The organism is Pseudomonas corrugata, from assembly GCF_001269905.1.
GTDB classification, from domain to species: domain Bacteria; phylum Pseudomonadota; class Gammaproteobacteria; order Pseudomonadales; family Pseudomonadaceae; genus Aquipseudomonas; species Aquipseudomonas corrugata.
Genome location: NZ_LHVK01000010.1, coordinates 224,017 through 242,003, shown reverse-complemented (window position 1 = coordinate 242,003; position 17,987 = coordinate 224,017). Strand labels below are relative to the sequence as shown.

Annotated in this window: 15 protein-coding genes, 1 tRNA gene, 1 other RNA gene and 1 pseudogene; 10 read left to right on the top strand and 8 right to left on the bottom strand. The window is 54.8% G+C overall.

Annotated elements, in window-relative coordinates; translation table 11 throughout:
- Nucleotides 1-44 precede the first annotated feature (44 nt).
- From AD665_RS17680 to AD665_RS17655, 7 genes are all read left to right on the top strand, one after another.
- Nucleotides 45-326, top strand: coding sequence for a hypothetical protein (locus tag AD665_RS17680; RefSeq protein WP_024779973.1), 282 nt, complete (start codon nucleotides 45-47; stop codon nucleotides 324-326).
- An 84-nt stretch (nucleotides 327-410) separates the two neighbouring features.
- Nucleotides 411-804, top strand: a transfer-messenger RNA (tmRNA) gene (ssrA, locus tag AD665_RS27035).
- Nucleotides 805-2,286: 1,482 nt separating this feature from the next.
- Entirely contained in the window at nucleotides 2,287-2,880 is a 594-nt protein-coding gene (locus tag AD665_RS17675) for a hypothetical protein (RefSeq protein WP_231995001.1), read from the top strand.
- A gap of 4 nt (nucleotides 2,881-2,884) precedes the next feature.
- Entirely contained in the window at nucleotides 2,885-3,718 is an 834-nt protein-coding gene (locus AD665_RS17670) for a hypothetical protein (RefSeq protein WP_053192999.1), read from the top strand.
- A 295-nt stretch (nucleotides 3,719-4,013) separates the two neighbouring features.
- A complete protein-coding gene (gene hsdR, locus AD665_RS17665; RefSeq protein ID WP_053192997.1) occupies nucleotides 4,014-6,380 on the top strand; it encodes an EcoAI/FtnUII family type I restriction enzme subunit R in 2,367 nt (788 codons plus the stop codon).
- An 88-nt stretch (nucleotides 6,381-6,468) separates the two neighbouring features.
- The gene (locus tag AD665_RS17660) at nucleotides 6,469-7,938 is read left to right on the top strand and encodes a type I restriction-modification system subunit M (protein ID WP_053192995.1); all 1,470 of its coding nucleotides are present in this window, start codon (nucleotides 6,469-6,471) and stop codon (nucleotides 7,936-7,938) included.
- On the top strand, nucleotides 7,935-10,283 hold the full coding sequence (locus tag AD665_RS17655; RefSeq protein ID WP_053192993.1) for a restriction endonuclease subunit S: 2,349 nt from the start codon (nucleotides 7,935-7,937) through the stop codon (nucleotides 10,281-10,283). The genes AD665_RS17660 and AD665_RS17655 overlap by 4 nt, the downstream gene beginning before the upstream one ends.
- A 326-nt stretch (nucleotides 10,284-10,609) precedes the next feature.
- On the opposite strand, the gene AD665_RS27025 is transcribed toward AD665_RS17655, so the two are convergent.
- Together AD665_RS27025 and AD665_RS17640 are read right to left on the bottom strand one after the other, a co-directional pair.
- Nucleotides 10,610-12,162 (bottom strand): IS3 family transposase gene (locus tag AD665_RS27025; RefSeq protein WP_147490645.1). Its coding sequence is split into 2 segments (ribosomal slippage): nucleotides 10,610-11,700 and nucleotides 11,700-12,162, totalling 1,554 coding nucleotides; the frame shifts between segments, so codons are not numbered across the junction.
- A 103-nt stretch (nucleotides 12,163-12,265) separates the two neighbouring features.
- The gene (locus tag AD665_RS17640; RefSeq protein WP_024780701.1) at nucleotides 12,266-12,670 is read right to left on the bottom strand and encodes a low affinity iron permease family protein; all 405 of its coding nucleotides are present in this window, start codon (nucleotides 12,668-12,670) and stop codon (nucleotides 12,266-12,268) included.
- Between the two features lie 174 nt (nucleotides 12,671-12,844).
- Between AD665_RS17640 and AD665_RS27625 the strand changes: the two genes are divergently transcribed.
- Nucleotides 12,845-12,991, top strand: a complete 147-nt coding sequence (locus tag AD665_RS27625) for a hypothetical protein (RefSeq protein ID WP_167355729.1) — start codon at nucleotides 12,845-12,847, stop codon at nucleotides 12,989-12,991.
- 128 nt (nucleotides 12,992-13,119) lie between these two features.
- Here the strand turns inward: AD665_RS27625 and AD665_RS17635 are convergent, their stop codons facing one another.
- From AD665_RS17635 to AD665_RS17630, 3 genes and pseudogenes are all read right to left on the bottom strand, one after another.
- Nucleotides 13,120-13,530, bottom strand: coding sequence for a type II toxin-antitoxin system HicB family antitoxin (locus AD665_RS17635; protein ID WP_053193033.1), 411 nt, complete (start codon nucleotides 13,528-13,530; stop codon nucleotides 13,120-13,122).
- Nucleotides 13,531-13,635: 105 nt separating this feature from the next.
- Nucleotides 13,636-13,695 (bottom strand): annotated as a pseudogene (locus AD665_RS27895) (type II toxin-antitoxin system HicA family toxin); the annotation flags it as partial.
- 323 nt (nucleotides 13,696-14,018) lie between these two features.
- Nucleotides 14,019-14,648 (bottom strand): LysE family translocator, encoded by a 630-nt coding sequence (locus AD665_RS17630; protein WP_053192989.1) that lies wholly within the window; start codon nucleotides 14,646-14,648, stop codon nucleotides 14,019-14,021.
- Nucleotides 14,649-14,790: 142 nt separating this feature from the next.
- Here AD665_RS17630 and AD665_RS17625 point away from each other — a divergent pair, with 142 nt between their 5' ends.
- A complete protein-coding gene (locus tag AD665_RS17625; protein WP_053192987.1) occupies nucleotides 14,791-15,267 on the top strand; it encodes an Lrp/AsnC family transcriptional regulator in 477 nt (158 codons plus the stop codon).
- Nucleotides 15,268-15,295: 28 nt separating this feature from the next.
- On the opposite strand, the gene AD665_RS17620 is transcribed toward AD665_RS17625, so the two are convergent.
- Nucleotides 15,296-15,640, bottom strand: coding sequence for a cupin domain-containing protein (locus AD665_RS17620; protein ID WP_024781307.1), 345 nt, complete (start codon nucleotides 15,638-15,640; stop codon nucleotides 15,296-15,298).
- Nucleotides 15,641-15,796: 156 nt separating this feature from the next.
- Between AD665_RS17620 and AD665_RS17615 the strand changes: the two genes are divergently transcribed.
- Nucleotides 15,797-16,603 carry an SDR family NAD(P)-dependent oxidoreductase gene (locus AD665_RS17615; protein ID WP_053192984.1) on the top strand — a complete coding sequence of 269 codons (807 nt, stop codon included), beginning with the start codon at nucleotides 15,797-15,799 and terminating at the stop codon, nucleotides 16,601-16,603.
- 133 nt (nucleotides 16,604-16,736) lie between these two features.
- Here AD665_RS17615 and AD665_RS17610 read toward each other — a convergent pair.
- A tRNA-Gly gene (locus tag AD665_RS17610) sits at nucleotides 16,737-16,810 on the bottom strand.
- A 157-nt stretch (nucleotides 16,811-16,967) separates the two neighbouring features.
- On the bottom strand, nucleotides 16,968-17,852 hold the full coding sequence (locus tag AD665_RS17605) for an alpha/beta fold hydrolase (RefSeq protein WP_053192982.1): 885 nt from the start codon (nucleotides 17,850-17,852) through the stop codon (nucleotides 16,968-16,970).
- Nucleotides 17,853-17,987 lie beyond the last annotated feature (135 nt).

Genomic DNA, 17,987 nt, shown 5'->3' with positions numbered 1-17,987 from the left:
ACCGTGACCGGCAGCACCGAGACCACACGTTCAAGGAGATACACATGAAGCACACCGCATTTGCTGGCTTGTTCATTTCCGCTGCACTGTTGGCCTCTCCGGTGTTTGCAGCCGACCTCTGCGAGACCAATCTGACCAAGATCCGAAATGACATGGTCAGCACGAAGCAACTGAGCGAAGGCTTGAAAACTGACCTGAACATGGACGTCGCCAAAGCCGAGCAGGCTCACCAAAAAGGTACCGAGGAAGGCACCAAGGATTGCATTGCAATCACCACCCAGGCCTTGCAGAAGCTGCAGAACAACGCCAAAGGCGATCCTCAGTAACATCGCCCCCGGGTTGGCCTCAGCCAAGTATTGGCGTACACTGCACATGCCTGTCACTCAACAGCTTCACCGAGTGACAGGTTCGGGGCCGTTTAGGATTCGACGCCGGTTGCGAAACTTTAGGTGCATGCCGAGTTGGTAACAGAACTCGTAAATCCACTGTTGCAACTTCCTATAGTTGCCAATGACGAAACCTACGGGGAATACGCTCTCGCTGCGTAAGCAGCCTTAGCCCTTCCCTTCTGGTACCTTCGGGTCCAGCAATCATCAGGGGATGTCTGTAAACCCAAAGTGATTGTCATATAGAACAGAATCGCCGTGCAGTACGTTGTGGACGAAGCGGCTAAAACTTACACAACTCGCCCAAAGCACCCTGCCCGTCGGGTCGCTGAGGGTTAACTTAATAGACACGGCTACGCATGTAGTACCGACAGCGGAGTACTGGCGGACGGGGGTTCAAATCCCCCCGGCTCCACCATTTCATCATCTAAAGACGTCCACGGACGTCTTTTTTTGTGCCTGACATTTAGTGAATACGGGGGGTTCAGGGCTTCCGGGGTCTTTTGAGGATTTCTGAGTTCCAAGCGCCTTGGTATCCCAGGTGGTATCCCGGGCTGCCAAGTGCTGCTTTCAGGATACCAAAACGGTGCTGGAGGTAGCCCCCATGCCTACTAACGCAGCCCGCCTCTCCGATCGCCAGCTCACGGGATTCGACTCGATTAACGGTCGAGGGGATTATGGTAGCTCAGGCTTCGGATCTAACCGCTGCATGGGCCCTCTCCTCGGTGATTGCTGGTTGTCCTCACGTACTCCCGCCACGGCTGTCGAGTGTTGTCAGGAATCAAGGCCCCTGCGGCCTGTGAGGTGTTCACTGACGCGGAACGAACGGCTCCTTACGACCGGTAACGAGGGCATGAACCCATGAATCTGGCCTCCTTAGTCGCATCCGAAGATGCGGGCGGGTGGAAGCTGTGCCGACTGACGAGTTCGGCACCTGGAGATCCTGAGCAGGAGAAGGCAACGACATGGACACCTGGAGCATGCCTGATTGTCAGTCAGGTACAGCCTTTCCAAAGGCTGCGGCACCGGTGTCTGTGTCGATGCGGATGGCGACGAATCAGATTTGTCAGGCCGATTGTCACGAGGAGAGTTGCGGCAATGCCATGTAAGACATGGCTCGCAGCAATGGTACGAGCGCCCGTCTCTTTCCAGGAGAAAGAGACGGGCGCGGATTGGCGCAGCGAATTGAGCCGAGAGGTGAGGTTGCTGAAGCGCAGCGAGGTAGGTCCATCGTCTGCCGCAGTGGGCAGATCAGTCGAGTATGCATCCATCACTCCTGGGGAGTGATCGTGCGAGCCGCCGGACGCTAATCGCACTGTGGGAGAACCACCACGCAAGTGGCGTAGCCTTAAAGGTTCTGGCTACCTAGGCAGGTGCTGTCAACGACAGCGATCCGTGCGCCAATTTTTTATACCCACTCGAAAAGGCGGTCAAGCGTCACGGCTAATGCACTCAGAAAGTGGCGACTGTCGCCACTTCTGTCGCCATGCTCCAGGTCACGTTCTACGTGTGTCGCCGCCGGCGTCGCCGCTGTCGCCACACCTACATTCATGCCTCCACGAAAAGATCCGCTTCGACACTGAAACGGCGCTGCCCCCGATAGAGATCGTGGTGATTACTGAAGGATAAAAGAAGGCGTGGCGCCAATCAGATATCCAAATGAGACGGCGGAAGAAGGTGGCTTCGAGAAAAAGCGAGTGAACCCTCCGATCGGCGCGATCAACGATCGCTAAAGCGGAGGGTTTAGCGGGAAAAGCAAAGTTTCAAACGGATGCGGCGGTTTCACGAATCCCAACAAGGCTATCTCGCCCAACTCGAGATCAACCTGACGAAACAAGCATACGCTCGACGAAAATATGGCAATTCGCTATCGTTCCGATCTATAGTACCTGAAATTTCGATGCCTAATCTTTACGCTAAGGAACCTATGGACAGGTTACGATTTGATCTCAACTTTATATTCAGGATATTGCTGACCTTTAATGCTACGTCGCTTCTGGTCATCATTTATCTCGTTCAAAAAGGTCTTACGCTGGCACATTTCTTTCCTGGCCTTCCTTGGTTAGACAAAGCACCTAATGCCGTATCTTATGCCTTATACCTTTTGATTCCGATCCTTCTCACTGGAGTGAGTCTTCGCCTCAGTTCTTTTTTAGGAAAGGACGAGTTCAAACAAGGGCAGGTGGAAAGTATCGAGCACGCGAACAATAGCTTTTTACCCAGCTACTTGGGGTATTTCTTCGTGGCGCTTAGCGTGAGCAGCTGGGAAACACTATTCTTTGTATATGGAGTCCTCTTCATTTTTACGTTCAGGTCACAGGCATTGTATTTCAACCCCTTATTTTTGCTGTATGGGTATGAATTCTACAATATAACCACAACATCCAAGGCCTCCATATTCCTCATCAGTCGCGAGAGATACAAGATTCCCAGTGACATCGCCATTGCCAAAGCCTCCAGAATAAATAATTACACATTTATTGAACGAGAATGAACATATGGATCATGTATTAGTAAAAGTAAAAAAACTGCGCAAAAAACCAATCTTCAAGTTAATTTCCGATTACACGCTATTCCCGAAATTGAAGATTGATCCCGCCGCGTGCATTCCTTACAACCCTGATCATAATTTGGATGAGGAGTGTTGGTTTAAGGTTGAAAAATTTTCTGAGCAAGCCTACTGCTCTGAAATTCTCACATCGGATTTCGATGCAAAAGACTACGACGACCTACCTAAGGGTAAATTTCCGGAAATCTCTCATATCTGTGCGCTTCAGAGCGATGATTTCTACTTTCAGAAAGTCACGCCCTCTCTCTTTCTGCGCCGAAAGACCTTCGTCTTCGGTGAGGTGGCAGAAGTTGAAGATGATCGACTGAGGTTGGTGATCAATGCTCAACCGGATGCGGTATATTTCTCCGCACTTGACGTGCTAATTTTCAAAAATCTGGCGACAATTTCCAGTATTTTTCCGGGCATCGATGAGCTTTATAAAGAGGCAACCCAAGAAGAGGTTAAGCAATTCCTCAATGAGCCATTTATTACACTCAGCAATGAATTTGATGCCGATAAAGTGTCAAAGCCAAACCGAAAACGAATTGCATTGGCTATGGCTACGTTGGCAGCGTTACCCGAGCAAGACAAGGAAGGTATGCTTTCCTACATTGATGGCTATTGCGGCGAAAGTTTGAAATTTAACAAAGATTTGGGAATGTTTGACATTTCTACAGACAACGACCTAAAAATGCTCATCTATGGAATAGAGCAGCGGTTCTACACCACCCAATTTGGACAAGAAAAACGTTTGGCCAACTCTGTCCAAGCATTGGGATAGTACTTTATGGGCTGGATAGCGACGACCTGGCCTCAGCCGTCGCTTATCCAAACCAGATATTGGTCTGCTCTTCCATCTCGAGGGCATCGCTTACGTCAATTCACAGATACCTGACAGGCACCGCTTCTACGCGCGGCAATTTATCCGGATGGAACAAAACGACGCACGTAAGGATTAGAAGCTCACGCTTTCCGGGGTTACCACGCTGCGTGTCAGCCTAGCGCGCCAATACTGGCAGCATGCCTCCAGCCCGATCTGGTAAAGTCCACGGCACGCCATAGGGACATAGCCAGTCATGGACAAGAAATCACTTTCCGAGCGGGACATCTGCAGCAAGTACATCGCCCCAGCCGTTCAGCAAGCCGGATGGGACATGCACAAGCAGGTGCGCGAGGAAGTCAGCTTTACCAAAGGCCGCATTATCGTCCGGGGCAAACTTCACAGCCGTGGCGAAGCACGCCGTGCAGACTTCATCCTCTACCACCAGACCAACCTGCCTATCGCTGTAATCGAGGCGAAGGACAACAAGCACTCCGTTGGCTCCGGCATGCAGCAAGCCCTGGGCTATGCAGAGGCGCTGGACGTACCGTTCGTATTTTCCAGCAATGGCGATGGTTTCCTGTTTCATGACCGCAGTGGCACAGGCAGTCAAGTAGAAACCGAACTCACCCTCGGTCAATTCCCCAACCCCACCGAACTCTGGCAGCGCTACTGCCAGTGGAAGGGGCTGGATAATATCGCCCAGCACAAGATCGAAGCGCCCTACTACGACGATGGCTCCGGGCGCATGCCGCGCTATTACCAGATGAATGCCATCAACCGCACCGTCGAGGCCGTAGCGCGTGGCCAAGACCGTATCTTACTAGTGATGGCCACGGGCACCGGCAAGACCTACACCGCCTTCCAAATCATCTGGCGGCTATGGAAATCGAAACAGAAGAAACGCATCCTGTTTCTGGCCGACCGCAACATCCTGGTCGACCAGACCAAGAACAACGACTTCAAGCCCTTCGGCCAGGCGATGACCAAAATCGCCAAACGCCAGATCGATACCTCCTACGAGATCTACCTGTCGCTCTATCAGGCCGTCACCGGCACTGATGAAGAGATGAACATCTACAAGCAGTTCTCCCGCGACTTCTTCGACCTGATCGTGATCGACGAATGCCACCGTGGCAGCGCCTCCGAGGATTCAGCCTGGCGTGAAATCCTCGACTACTTCTCCAGCGCCACCCATGTCGGCCTTACCGCCACACCGAAGGAGACCAAAGAGGTATCCAGCATCACCTACTTCGGTGAACCGATTTACAGCTACACCTTGAAGCAAGGCATCGAAGACGGTTTTCTCGCCCCCTACAAAGTGGTGCGCATCGACTTCGACAAAGACCTGCAAGGCTGGCGCCCCCCCAAAGGCATGCTCGATAAAAATGGTGAGCTGATCGAAGACCGCATCTACAACCTCAAGGATATGGACCGCACCCTGGTTATCGAGGCGCGCACCCAACTGGTGGCGCAAAAAGTTACCGAACTCCTCAAGGCCACCGATCCGTTTCAGAAAACCATCGTCTTCTGCGACGACATCAACCACGCCGAGCGCATGCGCCAAGCGCTAGTCAACCTCAACCCCGAGCGTGTGGCTGAGAATCGAAAATACGTCATGCGTATCACCGGCGATGACCAGGAAGGCAAGGCCGAACTAGATAACTTCATCAACCCGGAAGAACGCTACCCGGTGATTGCCACCACCAGCAAGTTGATGACCACCGGCGTCGATGCTCAGACCTGCAAGCTGATCGTGCTCGACCAGCACATCAAATCGATGACCGAGTTCAAGCAAATCATCGGTCGCGGCACTCGCATCAACGAGGACTACGGCAAGTACTGGTTCACCATCATGGACTTCAAAAAGGCCACCGAACTGTTTGCCGACCCTGCCTTCGACGGCGACCCGGTGGTGATCTACGCACCCGACGGTGACGACTCCCCCGTACCGCCAGACGATCCGCTTGCCGATGAAGATGGCATAAGCGCAGGCAACGATAACGAGGGTGATGACCTGGATTTTACCGGCGAAGATGAGGGCAAAAAACGCATAAAGTACGTCATCGACAACGTCCCGATTTATGTCATCGCCGAGCGTGTGCAGTACTACGGCCCGGATGGCCGACTGATCACCGAATCACTACACGACTACACCCGCACCTGCGTGAAAAAGCAGTTCGCCTCCCTGGATGACTTTCTCCGGCGTTGGAGTGATTCCGAGCAAAAGAAAGTCATCATCGAGGAGATGGCCGTCCAGGGTGTCATGTGGGAAGCCTTGGCCGAAGAAGTGGAAAAGAAACAGGGCAAGCCACTCGATCCGTTCGATCTGATCTGCCACGTCGCCTTCGATCAGCCTGCCCTGTCGCGCCGCGAGCGAGCCGAGCAGGTAAAAAAGCGTAACTATTTCGCCAAGTATTCCGGCGCAGCCCGCCAGGTGCTGGAAGCGTTACTGGATAAATACGCCGATACCGGCATCGAGCATATCGAAGACATCAAAATCCTGCAGCTTGACCCTTTCAGCCAGTTCGGTGCGCCCATCGAGCTGGTTAAAGCCTTCGGCGGCAAGGCTGGATACAACAAGGCTATCCACGAACTGGAAGACGAACTTTACGCAAGCTAACGGCCAACTGCCGACGACCAGCCAAAGCAGCCGTCCACACTATCCTGTAGAATTTCGCCCCCCCTGCGGTACGCGTTGAGAGAACTTCATGTCCATTAGCTCCACCATCAAGTCCATCCAGGACATCATGCGCAAAGACGTTGGCGTAGACGGCGACGCCCAGCGTATCGGCCAGCTAGTTTGGCTGCTGTTCCTGAAGATCTTCGATGACCGCGAGCTGGAATGGGAGCTAATGGACGACAACTACCGCTCGCCCATTCCCGACAGTTGCCGCTGGCGTACCTGGGCCGCCGATCCGGAAGGCATGACCGGCGATGCACTGAAGGACTTTATCGACAACAACCTATTCCCCCAATTGCAACACCTGCACGAGTACAGCAACACGCCCTCAGCCTTTGTGGTGCGCAGTGTGTTTGAAGACGCCTACAACTACATGAAGTCCGGGCAACTGCTGCGCCAGGTGATCAACAAGATTCAGGAAGGGGTGGACTTCAACAAGGCTCAAGAGCGCCATGAGTTCGGCAATCTCTACGAGCAACTGCTGCGAGACCTACAGAACGCGGGCAACGCCGGCGAGTTCTACACTCCGCGCCCGGTCACCGAATTCATGGTGCGCATGGTCGATCCGAAGCTGGACGAAAAGGTCATGGACCCGGCCTGCGGCACGGGTGGATTCCTGACCTGCGCCATCGAACACAAACGCAGCCGTTATGTAAAAACCACCGAAGACGAACGCACCTTGCAAGCCAGCATCTTTGGCGTGGAGAAAAAGCCGCTGCCGCACCTGCTGGCCACCACCAATATGATTTTGCACGGCATCGAAGTTCCCAGCCAGATCCGCCACGACAACACCCTGAGCAAGCCGTTGATCAGTTGGGGCCCGAACGAGCGTGTACATTGCATCGTCGCCAACCCACCGTTCGGGGGCATGGAAGAAGACGGCATTGAAACCAACTTCCCCGCCGCCTTTCGCACCCGTGAAACTGCCGACCTGTTTCTGGTGCTGATAATGCAGTTGCTCAAAGATGGTGGCCGCGCCGCCGTGGTGCTGCCCGATGGCTTCCTGTTCGGCGAAGGCATCAAAAGCCGCATCAAGGAAAAACTGCTCACCGAGTGCAACCTGCACACCATCGTTCGTCTGCCCAACGGCGTGTTCAACCCCTACACCGGAATCAAGACCAACCTGCTGTTCTTCACCAAAGGCACACCGACCAAACAGGTGTGGTTCTACGAACACCAGTACCCGACAGGCGTAAAGAACTACTCCAAGACCCGGCCCATGCGTATCGAAGAATTTACTGTGGAAGAGGCTTGGTGGGGCAAAGAGACCGATGGCTTTGCCGCACGGACGGAAAACGAATTTGCCTGGAAGGTATGCGTCGAAGAATTGCAGGCGCGCAACTGGAACCTGGATTGCAAAAACCCTCATATCGGTGAACACATCAGTCACAACCCGAATGAGTTACTGCGAAACTTCGCCGCTCTGCAAGGCGAAATTAGCGAGTTGCGCGACCAACTCAAGACCGTACTGGCAGAAGCCTTGGAGCGCCAGGTATGACCGCGCTGTTGACCGACAACTTGCCGCAGCTGTCCGGCGCCCCAAACGGCATCCAAAAGTTGCGCGAACTGATTCTGGAACTAGCGGTGCGCGGCAAGTTGGTGCCACAAGACCCGAATGATGAACCAGCCAGTGAATTGCTTGAGCACATTGCAGAGGAGAGGAGGCGCCTAGCGACAGAGGGGACAACCAAGAAGAAACCTCCAGAGCATACCGCTGAGGCTGAAGCACCGTTCGATTTACCTAAGAGCTGGCAATGGGCTCGGTTAGGAGATCTTTCCGAGTTAATTACGAGTGGCTCGCGCGACTGGGCCCAGTATTACTCTGATGAGGGTGCGATTTTCGTCCGAATGGGCAACCTTTCGCGTCGTAGCTATGAGCTACGCCTCAGTAGTATTCAGCGCGTCTCACCTCCTAAGGGTGGAGAGGGAAGCCGAACCAAGTTGGAGCCCGGCGACTTACTGCTATCAATCACTGGTGAAGTTGGGCTGCTGGGGTTGATTCCAGACAGTTTTGGTGAAGCGTACATAAATCAGCATGTTTGCCTGATTCGTTTTGTCTGTTCCCTCCGCAGCCGTTTTCTCCCTGAAGCGTTGCGATCTCCGTTGGCATACAAACAGTACGAAGCACCCCAGCGAGGAATAAAGAACAGTTTCCGCCTGAGCGATGTCTCAGAAATTCTTGTGCCTTTACCACCTTTATCTGAGCAGCACCGCATCGTCGCCAAAATCGATGAGCTGATGGCCCTGTGCGGCCGCCTAGAAGCCCAGCAGGCCGACGCCGAAAGCGCCCAAACCCAACTGGTACAAGCGCTGCTCGACAGCCTGACCCAAGCCAACGACGCCAACGATTTCACCTTCAACTGGCAACGCTTGGCCGAACACTTCCACTCCCTTTTCACCACCGAGCCAAGCATCGACGCCCTCAAACAAACCCTGCTGCAACTGGCAGTGATGGGTAAACTGGTTTCGCAAAATCCCATAGATAAAACGGGCACTGAGCTGCTAGAACGCATTCAGAACTCCAGAGTAGACAAGCGGAAAATCGTAACGCTTGATGAGAAAACAACGATAGTCGAACGACTCCCAGAGTCGTGGATTTGGAGTTCGATAGATCAGCTTTCAGCAGACGATTCACGCGCAATTACCGACGGCCCATTTGGTGCCAACTTAAAAACCGAGCACTATATTGATACTCCAGGTTATCGTGTTATTCGGCTACAGAACATCGGCAATGGTATGTTTCGTGACGAGCACCGAGCCTATATTAATCAGGAGCGATTTGAAAAAATAATCAAACATCAAGTTTCTTCAGGAGATTTGGTTATTGCGGGCTTGATTGATACGTCAATACGGAGTTGCTATGTGCCAGCAGATATAGGTCCTGCAGTAGTGAAAGCTGACTGCTACCGTTTTTCTGTCCATCCATTGGTATCTTCCAAGTACGTTCTCTACTATTTGAACTCAAAAATGGCACATGAATTTGCTGCTGCACATCATCATGGCCTGACTCTCACACGAATAGGCTTGGGAAATTTTAGAAGCATTCCAGTTCCTCTTCCTCCTGCTGCAGAACAACATCGCATTGCCGCCAAAGTCGACCAACTAATGGCTCTCTGCGACCAACTCAAAACCTGCCTAAATCAGGCCCGTCAGATAAACGAACAGTTGGCAAGCACCCTGGTCGAATGTGCCCTTGCCGAAGACTCCCCGCAGGGTCCCATTGCGACTGACCGGCAGGTATCCCGCACCCTGCTCGCCGCAGAAATCACTCATCAGCTACATAGCCAACGCACCTTCGGCCAACGCAAGCTGCAGAAGGTAATTTACTTAGCCGAACACGCGGCCAGGCTCGCTGCAATCCAGGGCAACTACCTTCGTGACGCTGCCGGCCCCCATGATCGCCAGTTAATGAATCAGATCGAGGGTGAGTTGCAAAACCGTAAGTGGTACGAGCGCATCGAGCGCGAGAATGTTGGCCATGCTTATCGCCCGCTTTCCCAATCAGGGCAGCATCGGCAGGCATATAGCAGCACCTGGTCGGCCGCTGAGCGCACTACCATTGAGCAGGTCATCGAGCTAATGCGGGACTGGGATACGGACCGTTGCGAAATGACTGTGACGCTCTATGCCGCCTGGAACGACTTTATTCTCGAAGGCCGCCCGGTTTCCGATGAAGCCATCGTGGACGAAGTCATTCATCGCTGGAACGACACCAAGCTGCGCTTTGGCAAACCCGAATGGTTGGCCATACTCGCAGAGATGAAGAAGCAAAAAATCTTAATGCCCACCGGTTTTGGCAAACGCACCACAGGTGGCATGCTCAGCTTGCCCGGTTTCGAGTAAAAAAATGCCTTTTAGCCGTGTTCTGAAAGATACGGGTACAAAGCATGCGGCTTATTCCAACTCATCGCGGTATTCCAGTTGGTATTCCAAAGGAATTTACAAACTCATATTAGACAATTAAATCAATTATCTAAGAAACCAGTTCAGATTACCCCGGCCCAGCGAAACCCGCCCAGCCCGAACTTCGCTACCTCTGAGCCATCGAATGTTGCTGAATATCGGCGTGGATTCATCTGAATAAATCCACGCCTCAGGCATCCTGCCACCCCCCCCCCCTACTCCCCAATACCGGCGTTTTTCAAGGTAGTTGTCGCGTCACCGTCTAACTATGCTGCTCTTTTCTCGGCCTGCTGCTCTCGATCCGGATTCAGCAGCACCGTGCCTATCGGCTCCCAGTTCCGTGTTCGTCCAGACCAGCGTTCCGGGCTTTTCTTTCGGGCTTGCTCGTACAGTTCATGACGTTGAGCCAGGATCTGTTGATCCTGCCCTCGATGCCGCTCCGCCGGGGTCACGAAGCGGATCCGGCTATGCCGGTGTTCGTGGTTGTACCAACGCATGAAATCCCTGACCCAGATGCGTGCGGCGTCCAGGCTGGCAAAGCCATCTGCCGGCCATTGCGGGCAGTATTTCAACGTTCTAAACAGCGATTCCGAGTATGGATTGTCATTGCTCACACGCGGTCGGCCACGTGACGGTGTGATGCCCAGGTCATGCATCTTGCTCAACAGCGTCAGTGATTTCATCGGGGCACCATTGTCCGAGTGCAGTACCAGCGGTTCATGCAAACATTGCTCGCCGATCACGCTACGCTGCAGCAACGCAGCCGCCTTCTCACCGCTTTCCTCTTCGTAAACCTCCCAGCCCACGGCCTTGCGGCTGTAAATGTCCTCGATCAGGTACAAGTAGTAATACTTGCCACGCACCGGCGACGGCAGGTAGGTGATGTCCCACGACCACACCTGATTCGCCCCCTTGGCCGTGTGGGTCGTCGGTGCCGCATGCCGTCGCGGGCGCTGGCTACGACCTCGATGCTGTTGTTGACCCGCAGCCCGCAGCACCCGATAAAACGTGGCTTCCGATGCCAGATAGCGCTGTTGATCGGCCAGTCTCGGCACGATCTGACTCGGCGGCAGGTCGGCGTACGCCGGGCTGTTGCACAGCGTCAGGATTGCCTGTCGCTCGATCTCGCTCAACGCATTACGCGGCGTGGGTCGTAGTGTGGTCGTTCGGGCGTCAGCCTGAATAGCCTCGGTTTCAGTCCAGCGCTGCAAGGTTCTGAGCGAGAGGCCGACTTCCTGGCAGGCCCTGATTTTCCGGGCTCCGGCCATTTGCGCTTCATTCAACCAGGTTACGAGTAACTGCCGCTCTGGCAAAGCCGTTAGCTGTCCTCGTTGTCGATCCCCCAGTAATCGTTGAGCTTTTTTCGCAGCACCAACAACGCGGCGGTTTCAGCCAGCGCCTTGTCTTTGCGGCGCAGTTCACGCTCAAGTTCCTGGATGCGTTTCTTGTCCTTACGGGCTTGTTCGCGATCGTCTTTTTGCTGGGCTTTTTCCGTCTTCTGGCCACTGATGAAGGCTTGCCTCCAGGCGCTGATTTGCTCGGGATACAGGCCTTTACGGCGGCAGTACTCACCCAGTTCAATCTCGGACAGGCCGGCGGCTTCAAGGACGACAGCAAACTTGATTTCGGCTGTCCAGTTCTGGGTCGATGAGGTGTTATCGGGCACTGCGTTTCCTTCAGAACCGACCTGCTTGCGCCAGTTCGACAAAGACATTTCGCTGACCCCTTCGCGCCGGGAAACCTCGGCCATCGACAGGTTGAGCGGAGGAAGCAGCATCTTGAGCAATGCGGCTTTGCGTTCAGGTGAATAGTACGGCACGAACAGTCTCTTTCCGCCCCCGATCTGCTTTTTCAGGAAAATTCGGAGAGGCGACAACTATCCTGACACCGGGGGGCGGCGCCATACCACTCGCGCATCGTGATCAACACTTATTCAGATCGATCTTGTTCTTCTTCTCCAACCCTTCAAGACTTTTAGCCTCGTCTTGTCCCATGGTTTGGTAATGCTTCCTCAGCGCTTCCAGTTGCTTGAGGTCCAGCGCCTCAAGCCCGAGCATTGCGTTTTGCGCTTCGCTGGTCGCGCGCAACAACTCGTCGATCTTTAGGTGCAGGATATCGGTGTCGCGGTTTTGCGTGTTCTGGATCAGGAACACCATCAGGAAGGTAATGATCGTCGTGGACGTATTGATGATCAGTTGCCACGTATCGTTGAACTTGAACAGAGGCCCGCTCAAGGCCCAAAGCACCAGTAGCACGATAGCCCCCAGAAATGTCTTGGGGCTCCCCGCCCAAAGGGACAGTTTTTGCGCGATTTTGGCGAAGGTCATTGCTGTGTTCCTTATGGGATTGCACCTGTCTGGTGTGACAGCAACGAAGTGGTGAAAATTCTACTTACATTTGACGGCGCCCTTGGGCGAACGTCTATCGTCCTGGCTGAAGACTTCCGCAACCATTTGCTGTCTGCATCGGTCTCTGCTTAAAGCCCTCAGCCGGAGTACACCATGAACCTTACGCGCACGTTCTGTCTCGCCTGCAGCCTGATCGTCCTGCAAGGCTGTTTCGACAACTCGGACAATGAAACCAAGGACAACACCGACGGCACCAAGTCTTCGGTGCAGATGAAAGAGTCCGACGCCCAGAAAAAATAGACATGGACCCGCCATCCCTGTGGGAGCGAGCCTGCTCGCGATGGCGATGGTTCAGCAACATTGGCGTTGCCTGGCACACCGCTATCGCGAGCAGGCTCCCACAGGTTTCGTATCCAGGCGCCAGCTTTTTATCGCCCTTGCTGCAACACCTTGAGTGCCGCCGAAGCCAGGAACCCGGAGCGGCTCTTTTCTTCAGGATGATGCAGAACGTATTCATCGATACGGTTAAGCAGGTAACCGGGCAGGGTGATATTGAGTTTCTGCGCCTTGCCCAGGTACTTGGTCACATCAATGTCCACTAATGCCCAGGTACAACCGGCATAGTGCGGATTGGCCGCGTGAACGGTGACTTTACTGGCTGACGGAATCGGCGAGCCGTCTTCGGCGAGTATCTCGAAATGACCTTCGATGGCCTCGCGGGCCATGGCCATGGCGTCATCCAGATCATCGCCTGCAGAAAAGCATCCGGGAATATCCGGTACTTCAACACCCCAGGCGTGTTCTTTATCACCCATGGAAATCGCAATCGGGTACAGCATGTTGATCGTCCTCCGGGAACGCAGGGCAACGGGGGTGTGGAGCAGAGCCTGTTGCAGAATACTAATGGCCGTTTTCTTGAGCAGGTCCTTCTTCGGGTGAGAAACGGTGACCAGTCCCGGTTTGGTCGGGTGCTTGAAATGATGATGGCGGCCTCGAACCCGCACCAGGTACCAACCGTCCGCGAGAATTTGGCTTATCAGAAATCGGCTGTTCACATCACCTCCGTGTGGTGAGCTTGGTGGTGACTATACCTACTATTATTTTGTGATCAACACTATAACCACCATGCCGAATTGGACGGGCAGACGTGTTCATCGCAACGAAGTCTAGAAGTCGCGGCAGATAAGGCCGGGGGGAGAGGGGGCGGGATTATTACCGGATATGAAAGGACGGGGAAAAAACGTAGCGAGAGAGCTTGCTCCCGCTGGACCGGGAGATGGCCCCGGACTGAAGGCTCACAAGGGCGAGCCTTTGCGATCATCTGCAGCTATGCCTGTTGTACGAACGTCAGCCGCACTGCAAAACCAATCAACAGGCTCCCAAACAGCCACTGCTGCAGACGCTGAGCGGAAGGGGAACGCTGCAACCAGCGCCCAAGCGCCACCCCCACCAGTGCGTAGGTGCAGTCGAACAGCAAGCCAACGCCCACCAGGGCCACGCCGAGAGTTGCAAATTGCCCAAGTACCGGGCCGCCCTGCGGGTCGATGAACTGCGGCAGCAAGATCGAACAGAACAGCAATGCCTTGGGATTGAGCAGGTTGGTCAGCAAACCGCGCCGAATCGCCTGGCCCCAACGCTGCTTTGCGGGTTCGATACCGGCCGCTTCAAGGCTTGGCAACAAACGAGTCCGCAGGCATTGAAAGCCGATCCATAGCAGATAGGCAGCGCCGACCAGGCGCACCGCATCGAACGTCCAGGGAGCGGTCTTGAACAATGCCGAGAGCCCCAGTGCGGCTAATGCGACATGACATCCCCGAGCGATTCCCAACCCCACCGCCGTCGCCAGTGCCGGGCCTTTACCCTGACGTGCACCGGTTTGCAGCAACAGAATCATGTCGGGGCCCGGCAACAGGTACACCACCGTCAAGGCCATCAGGAACAACCAGAACTCTGCCATGCCACGCCTCCTCCATAACATTTGAGAGTGCCAGTCTAAGGTGGGAGGGCAGGGCAGGTGGTTGCGAAGTCAGCTTCTAAGTTGGCAAAAGTTGGCATAACCTGCCAATGAGCAAGCAAAAGAAATTGGATAATGCCAAACCATGAAACTCGATGCCTTCGATCGCAAGATCCTCTCCGCGTTGCAACGCGACGGTCGCCTGAGCAATGTGCAATTGGCCGAGGAAATCGGTCTGTCACCTTCACCGTGCCTGCGCCGCCTGCGGATGCTCGAAGAGGCCGGCGTGATTCGCGGCTACCAAGCCATCCTTGACCGCGACGAAGTGGGCCTTGGATTGACGATCTTTGTCGGTATCAAGGTTGAACGGCATAACGATGAACAAGCCGAAGCGTTTTACCAGGCTGTCACGGCATTGCCGGAGGTTATTTCAGCGTTCCTGGTATCGGGAGAGTCGGACTTTCTGCTGCAGGTGGTGGTGCCGGACCTACGGGCGTACGACCGCTTTCTTACGGGGCGACTGCTCAAACTGCCGGGTGTCAGTGATATCCGCAGTAACTTTGCAATTCATACCGTGAAGACCCCGGGGGCGTTGCCGTTGGGGCATTTGCCTGGTGCCTGAATCATTCAGTCGAGATGTCGGGCCTCGCTTACGCTTGCCTGACGATATCGACCGATATCTCCGTCGCGGCAATCGTGCCTCTGTTTTCAAGCCAGTGTGTGGTGTTCCTGTCCTCTGGCCAACCCACTCCCGGCCCATAGTCCGTGGCAACTCCATTTCGATGGTCAGTGATTGTTCCTTGCAGTATGTAGACGGTGCCGGGCCTGTCTTTATGGTTGTGAAGCGGCCCGAAGACGCCACCAGGTTCGATGGTTACCATGCGCATTCTGAGTTGGCGTCCCTCCATGCCCTCGATCTCTGCACCGAGGTCAACCGTTGCGAGTAATGTCACCGAAACACCTTTTGTCTCAGGTACTGCCAGTTCGTTGTTCATCGTGCTCTCCTCTCTGTACATACACAGCCCGACCAGTAGCTGATACACGAAAAGGTGTGCTCACATGCATTGATGATAGGTCTATAAATATGCCGGCGCCAAAGTGTGCCTAGCGGCTACTCTGGTCTTCCAGACAATCCCTTGTGAAGCAGCGCAATGTTCAAGAACTTGAGTGGTCAGGTCGCATTGGTCAGTGGCGCCGGCAGCGAACATGGAATTGGTCTGGCCATCGCGCGGCGGCTTGGGGACGCAGGTGCAAGGTTGATCATCACCGGCAGCAGTGACCGCATCCATGATCGAGTCGCGCAGTTGGGCGCGGCAGGTTATGAGGTGCAAGGACGCACTGCCGATCTTACTCAGCCGGCTCAGGTCGACGAATTGGTGATCTGGGCTGAATCGCTATGGGGGCGAATCGACATACTCGTGAACAACGCCGGTATGGCGATTCAGGGTGACGCTGAAACGTTCTCTGAAGTGGCCACTATGAGCGTCGAGACGTGGAACACCGCGATTGCCCGTAATCTGACCACTGCATTTTTGCTGACCCGTGCGGTGTTGCCGGAGATGCAGAATCGTCGTTACGGACGCATCGTGCAGATCAGTTCGACGACCGGTACCCGTGTCAGCAACCCTGGCGAGGCCGCATATGCGGCGGCGAAAGCGGGAATGGTGGGTATGAACATGAGCCTGGCGCTGGAAGTCGCGCCATACGGTATCACCGTGAACGCTGTTGCTCCCGGTTGGATCGCGACGCAGTCCAGCACAGCGGAGGAAATGAGCGCAGCGCAGTACGTTCCCGTCGGGCGTGCCGGTAGACCGGATGAAGTCGCTGCGGCGGTGGCTTTTCTGGCTTCCCCGGAGTCCAGCTACATTACCGGTGAGGTTCTCGTGGTGGATGGGGGCAACTGCCTCTCCGAGAATAAAAGCCCCAGGGTCGACGTCCCAGGCTTCGGAAAGTTTTAGCCAAGGGAGTGCATCGCTATTGGATTAGGACGCGTTGCAATTCCCCAAATTCAAGACCAAAAAAAACCGGCCATCCAGTGCCGGTTTTTTTATCCCCCGTCAAAACCACCACGACGCGAGACCCGAATTCGATTGGAGCGGGTGAAGGGAATCGAACCCTCGTTATCAGCTTGGGAAGCTGGAGTAATGCCATTATACGACACCCGCTCAGAGCGGCTGACTTTGTACCAGATGTGGGCGCGGATTTGAAGTTTTTCTTTGCTTGCGGTGAGGTTCCCGGTCCATCCAAGCCTCAAACCAGAGCGGTCATTCGCGAGCAAGCCCCATTGTCGAGGGGACGGGGCTTGCTCGCGAGGACGCGGTTTCAGATTGCCAGTGCATGGTAGCCCTGCACCTGGCTGTAGCGTGGTCGGCTTTCGTGGTGGCCCGGCTTGAGGAAGCCCAGCAAGGCGTTGCGGCTATCCCGGAAGGCGGCCTTGTGTTCCATGTCCAGGAAGTGCCCGGTGGCTTGCAGCGTGCTGAACGTACTGTGTTGCACATAGTCGGCGAACAGCCTGGCATCGGCGGCCGAGGTGTACTCGTCCCATTCACCGTTCAGGAACAGCACCGGCACGTTGATGTTTTTCGCCGCCCTTGCGTAGCAGCACAGGTCGCTCTGGAGCACTTCGCTGATGTGGAAATGCATCTGCCCGTACTCATGCTCGGCCAGGCTGCTGACATGGCGATGGTTGAAGCGCTTGAACAGCGGCGGCAGATGTTTGCCGATGGTGCTGTTGACCAGATGCCCCACGCGGTCGCCGTCCAGGTTGCCCAGGTAATCGACGCCACGCTCGAGGTAGTCGCGCATCGGCGCGTTGAGAACCGGTGAGAATGAGCTGATCACTGCTTTTTCAATGCGCCGTGGACGGTGGGACAGCGCGGTCAACGTGGCGGCACCACCCCATGAGAATGACAGCACGTGTTCGGCGGCGAAATGGTCGATCAGCTCCAGCAGGATCTGGCCCTCGACCTCCTTCGTCAGCATCTTCTCGTGCCGGTTGTGGGGCTTGGACTTGCCCGCGTAGGGCTGGTCATACAGCACGACGTTGAATTGCGGATGAAGGTTCTTGACGGTCTGTGCAAACGACGCGGTAGTGGCCAGCGAGCCGTTGACCAGAATGATGGTCTTTTGTGCGGCGTCTGCGCGATAGAACTCCGTGTAAACCCGATACTGACCTTGTATATCCAGCACAGCGATTTCTGGCCTCATGTCATAGACTCCTGGCAAGCGGGTATGCGCGCAATGAGATTGCACGGGCAATGTGACAGGTAGGCATTCGCCTGGAAGATCAGGCCCAGGTCGATCCAATGGAACCGGTCGACGGGTATTGTTATTAGGCGGGCA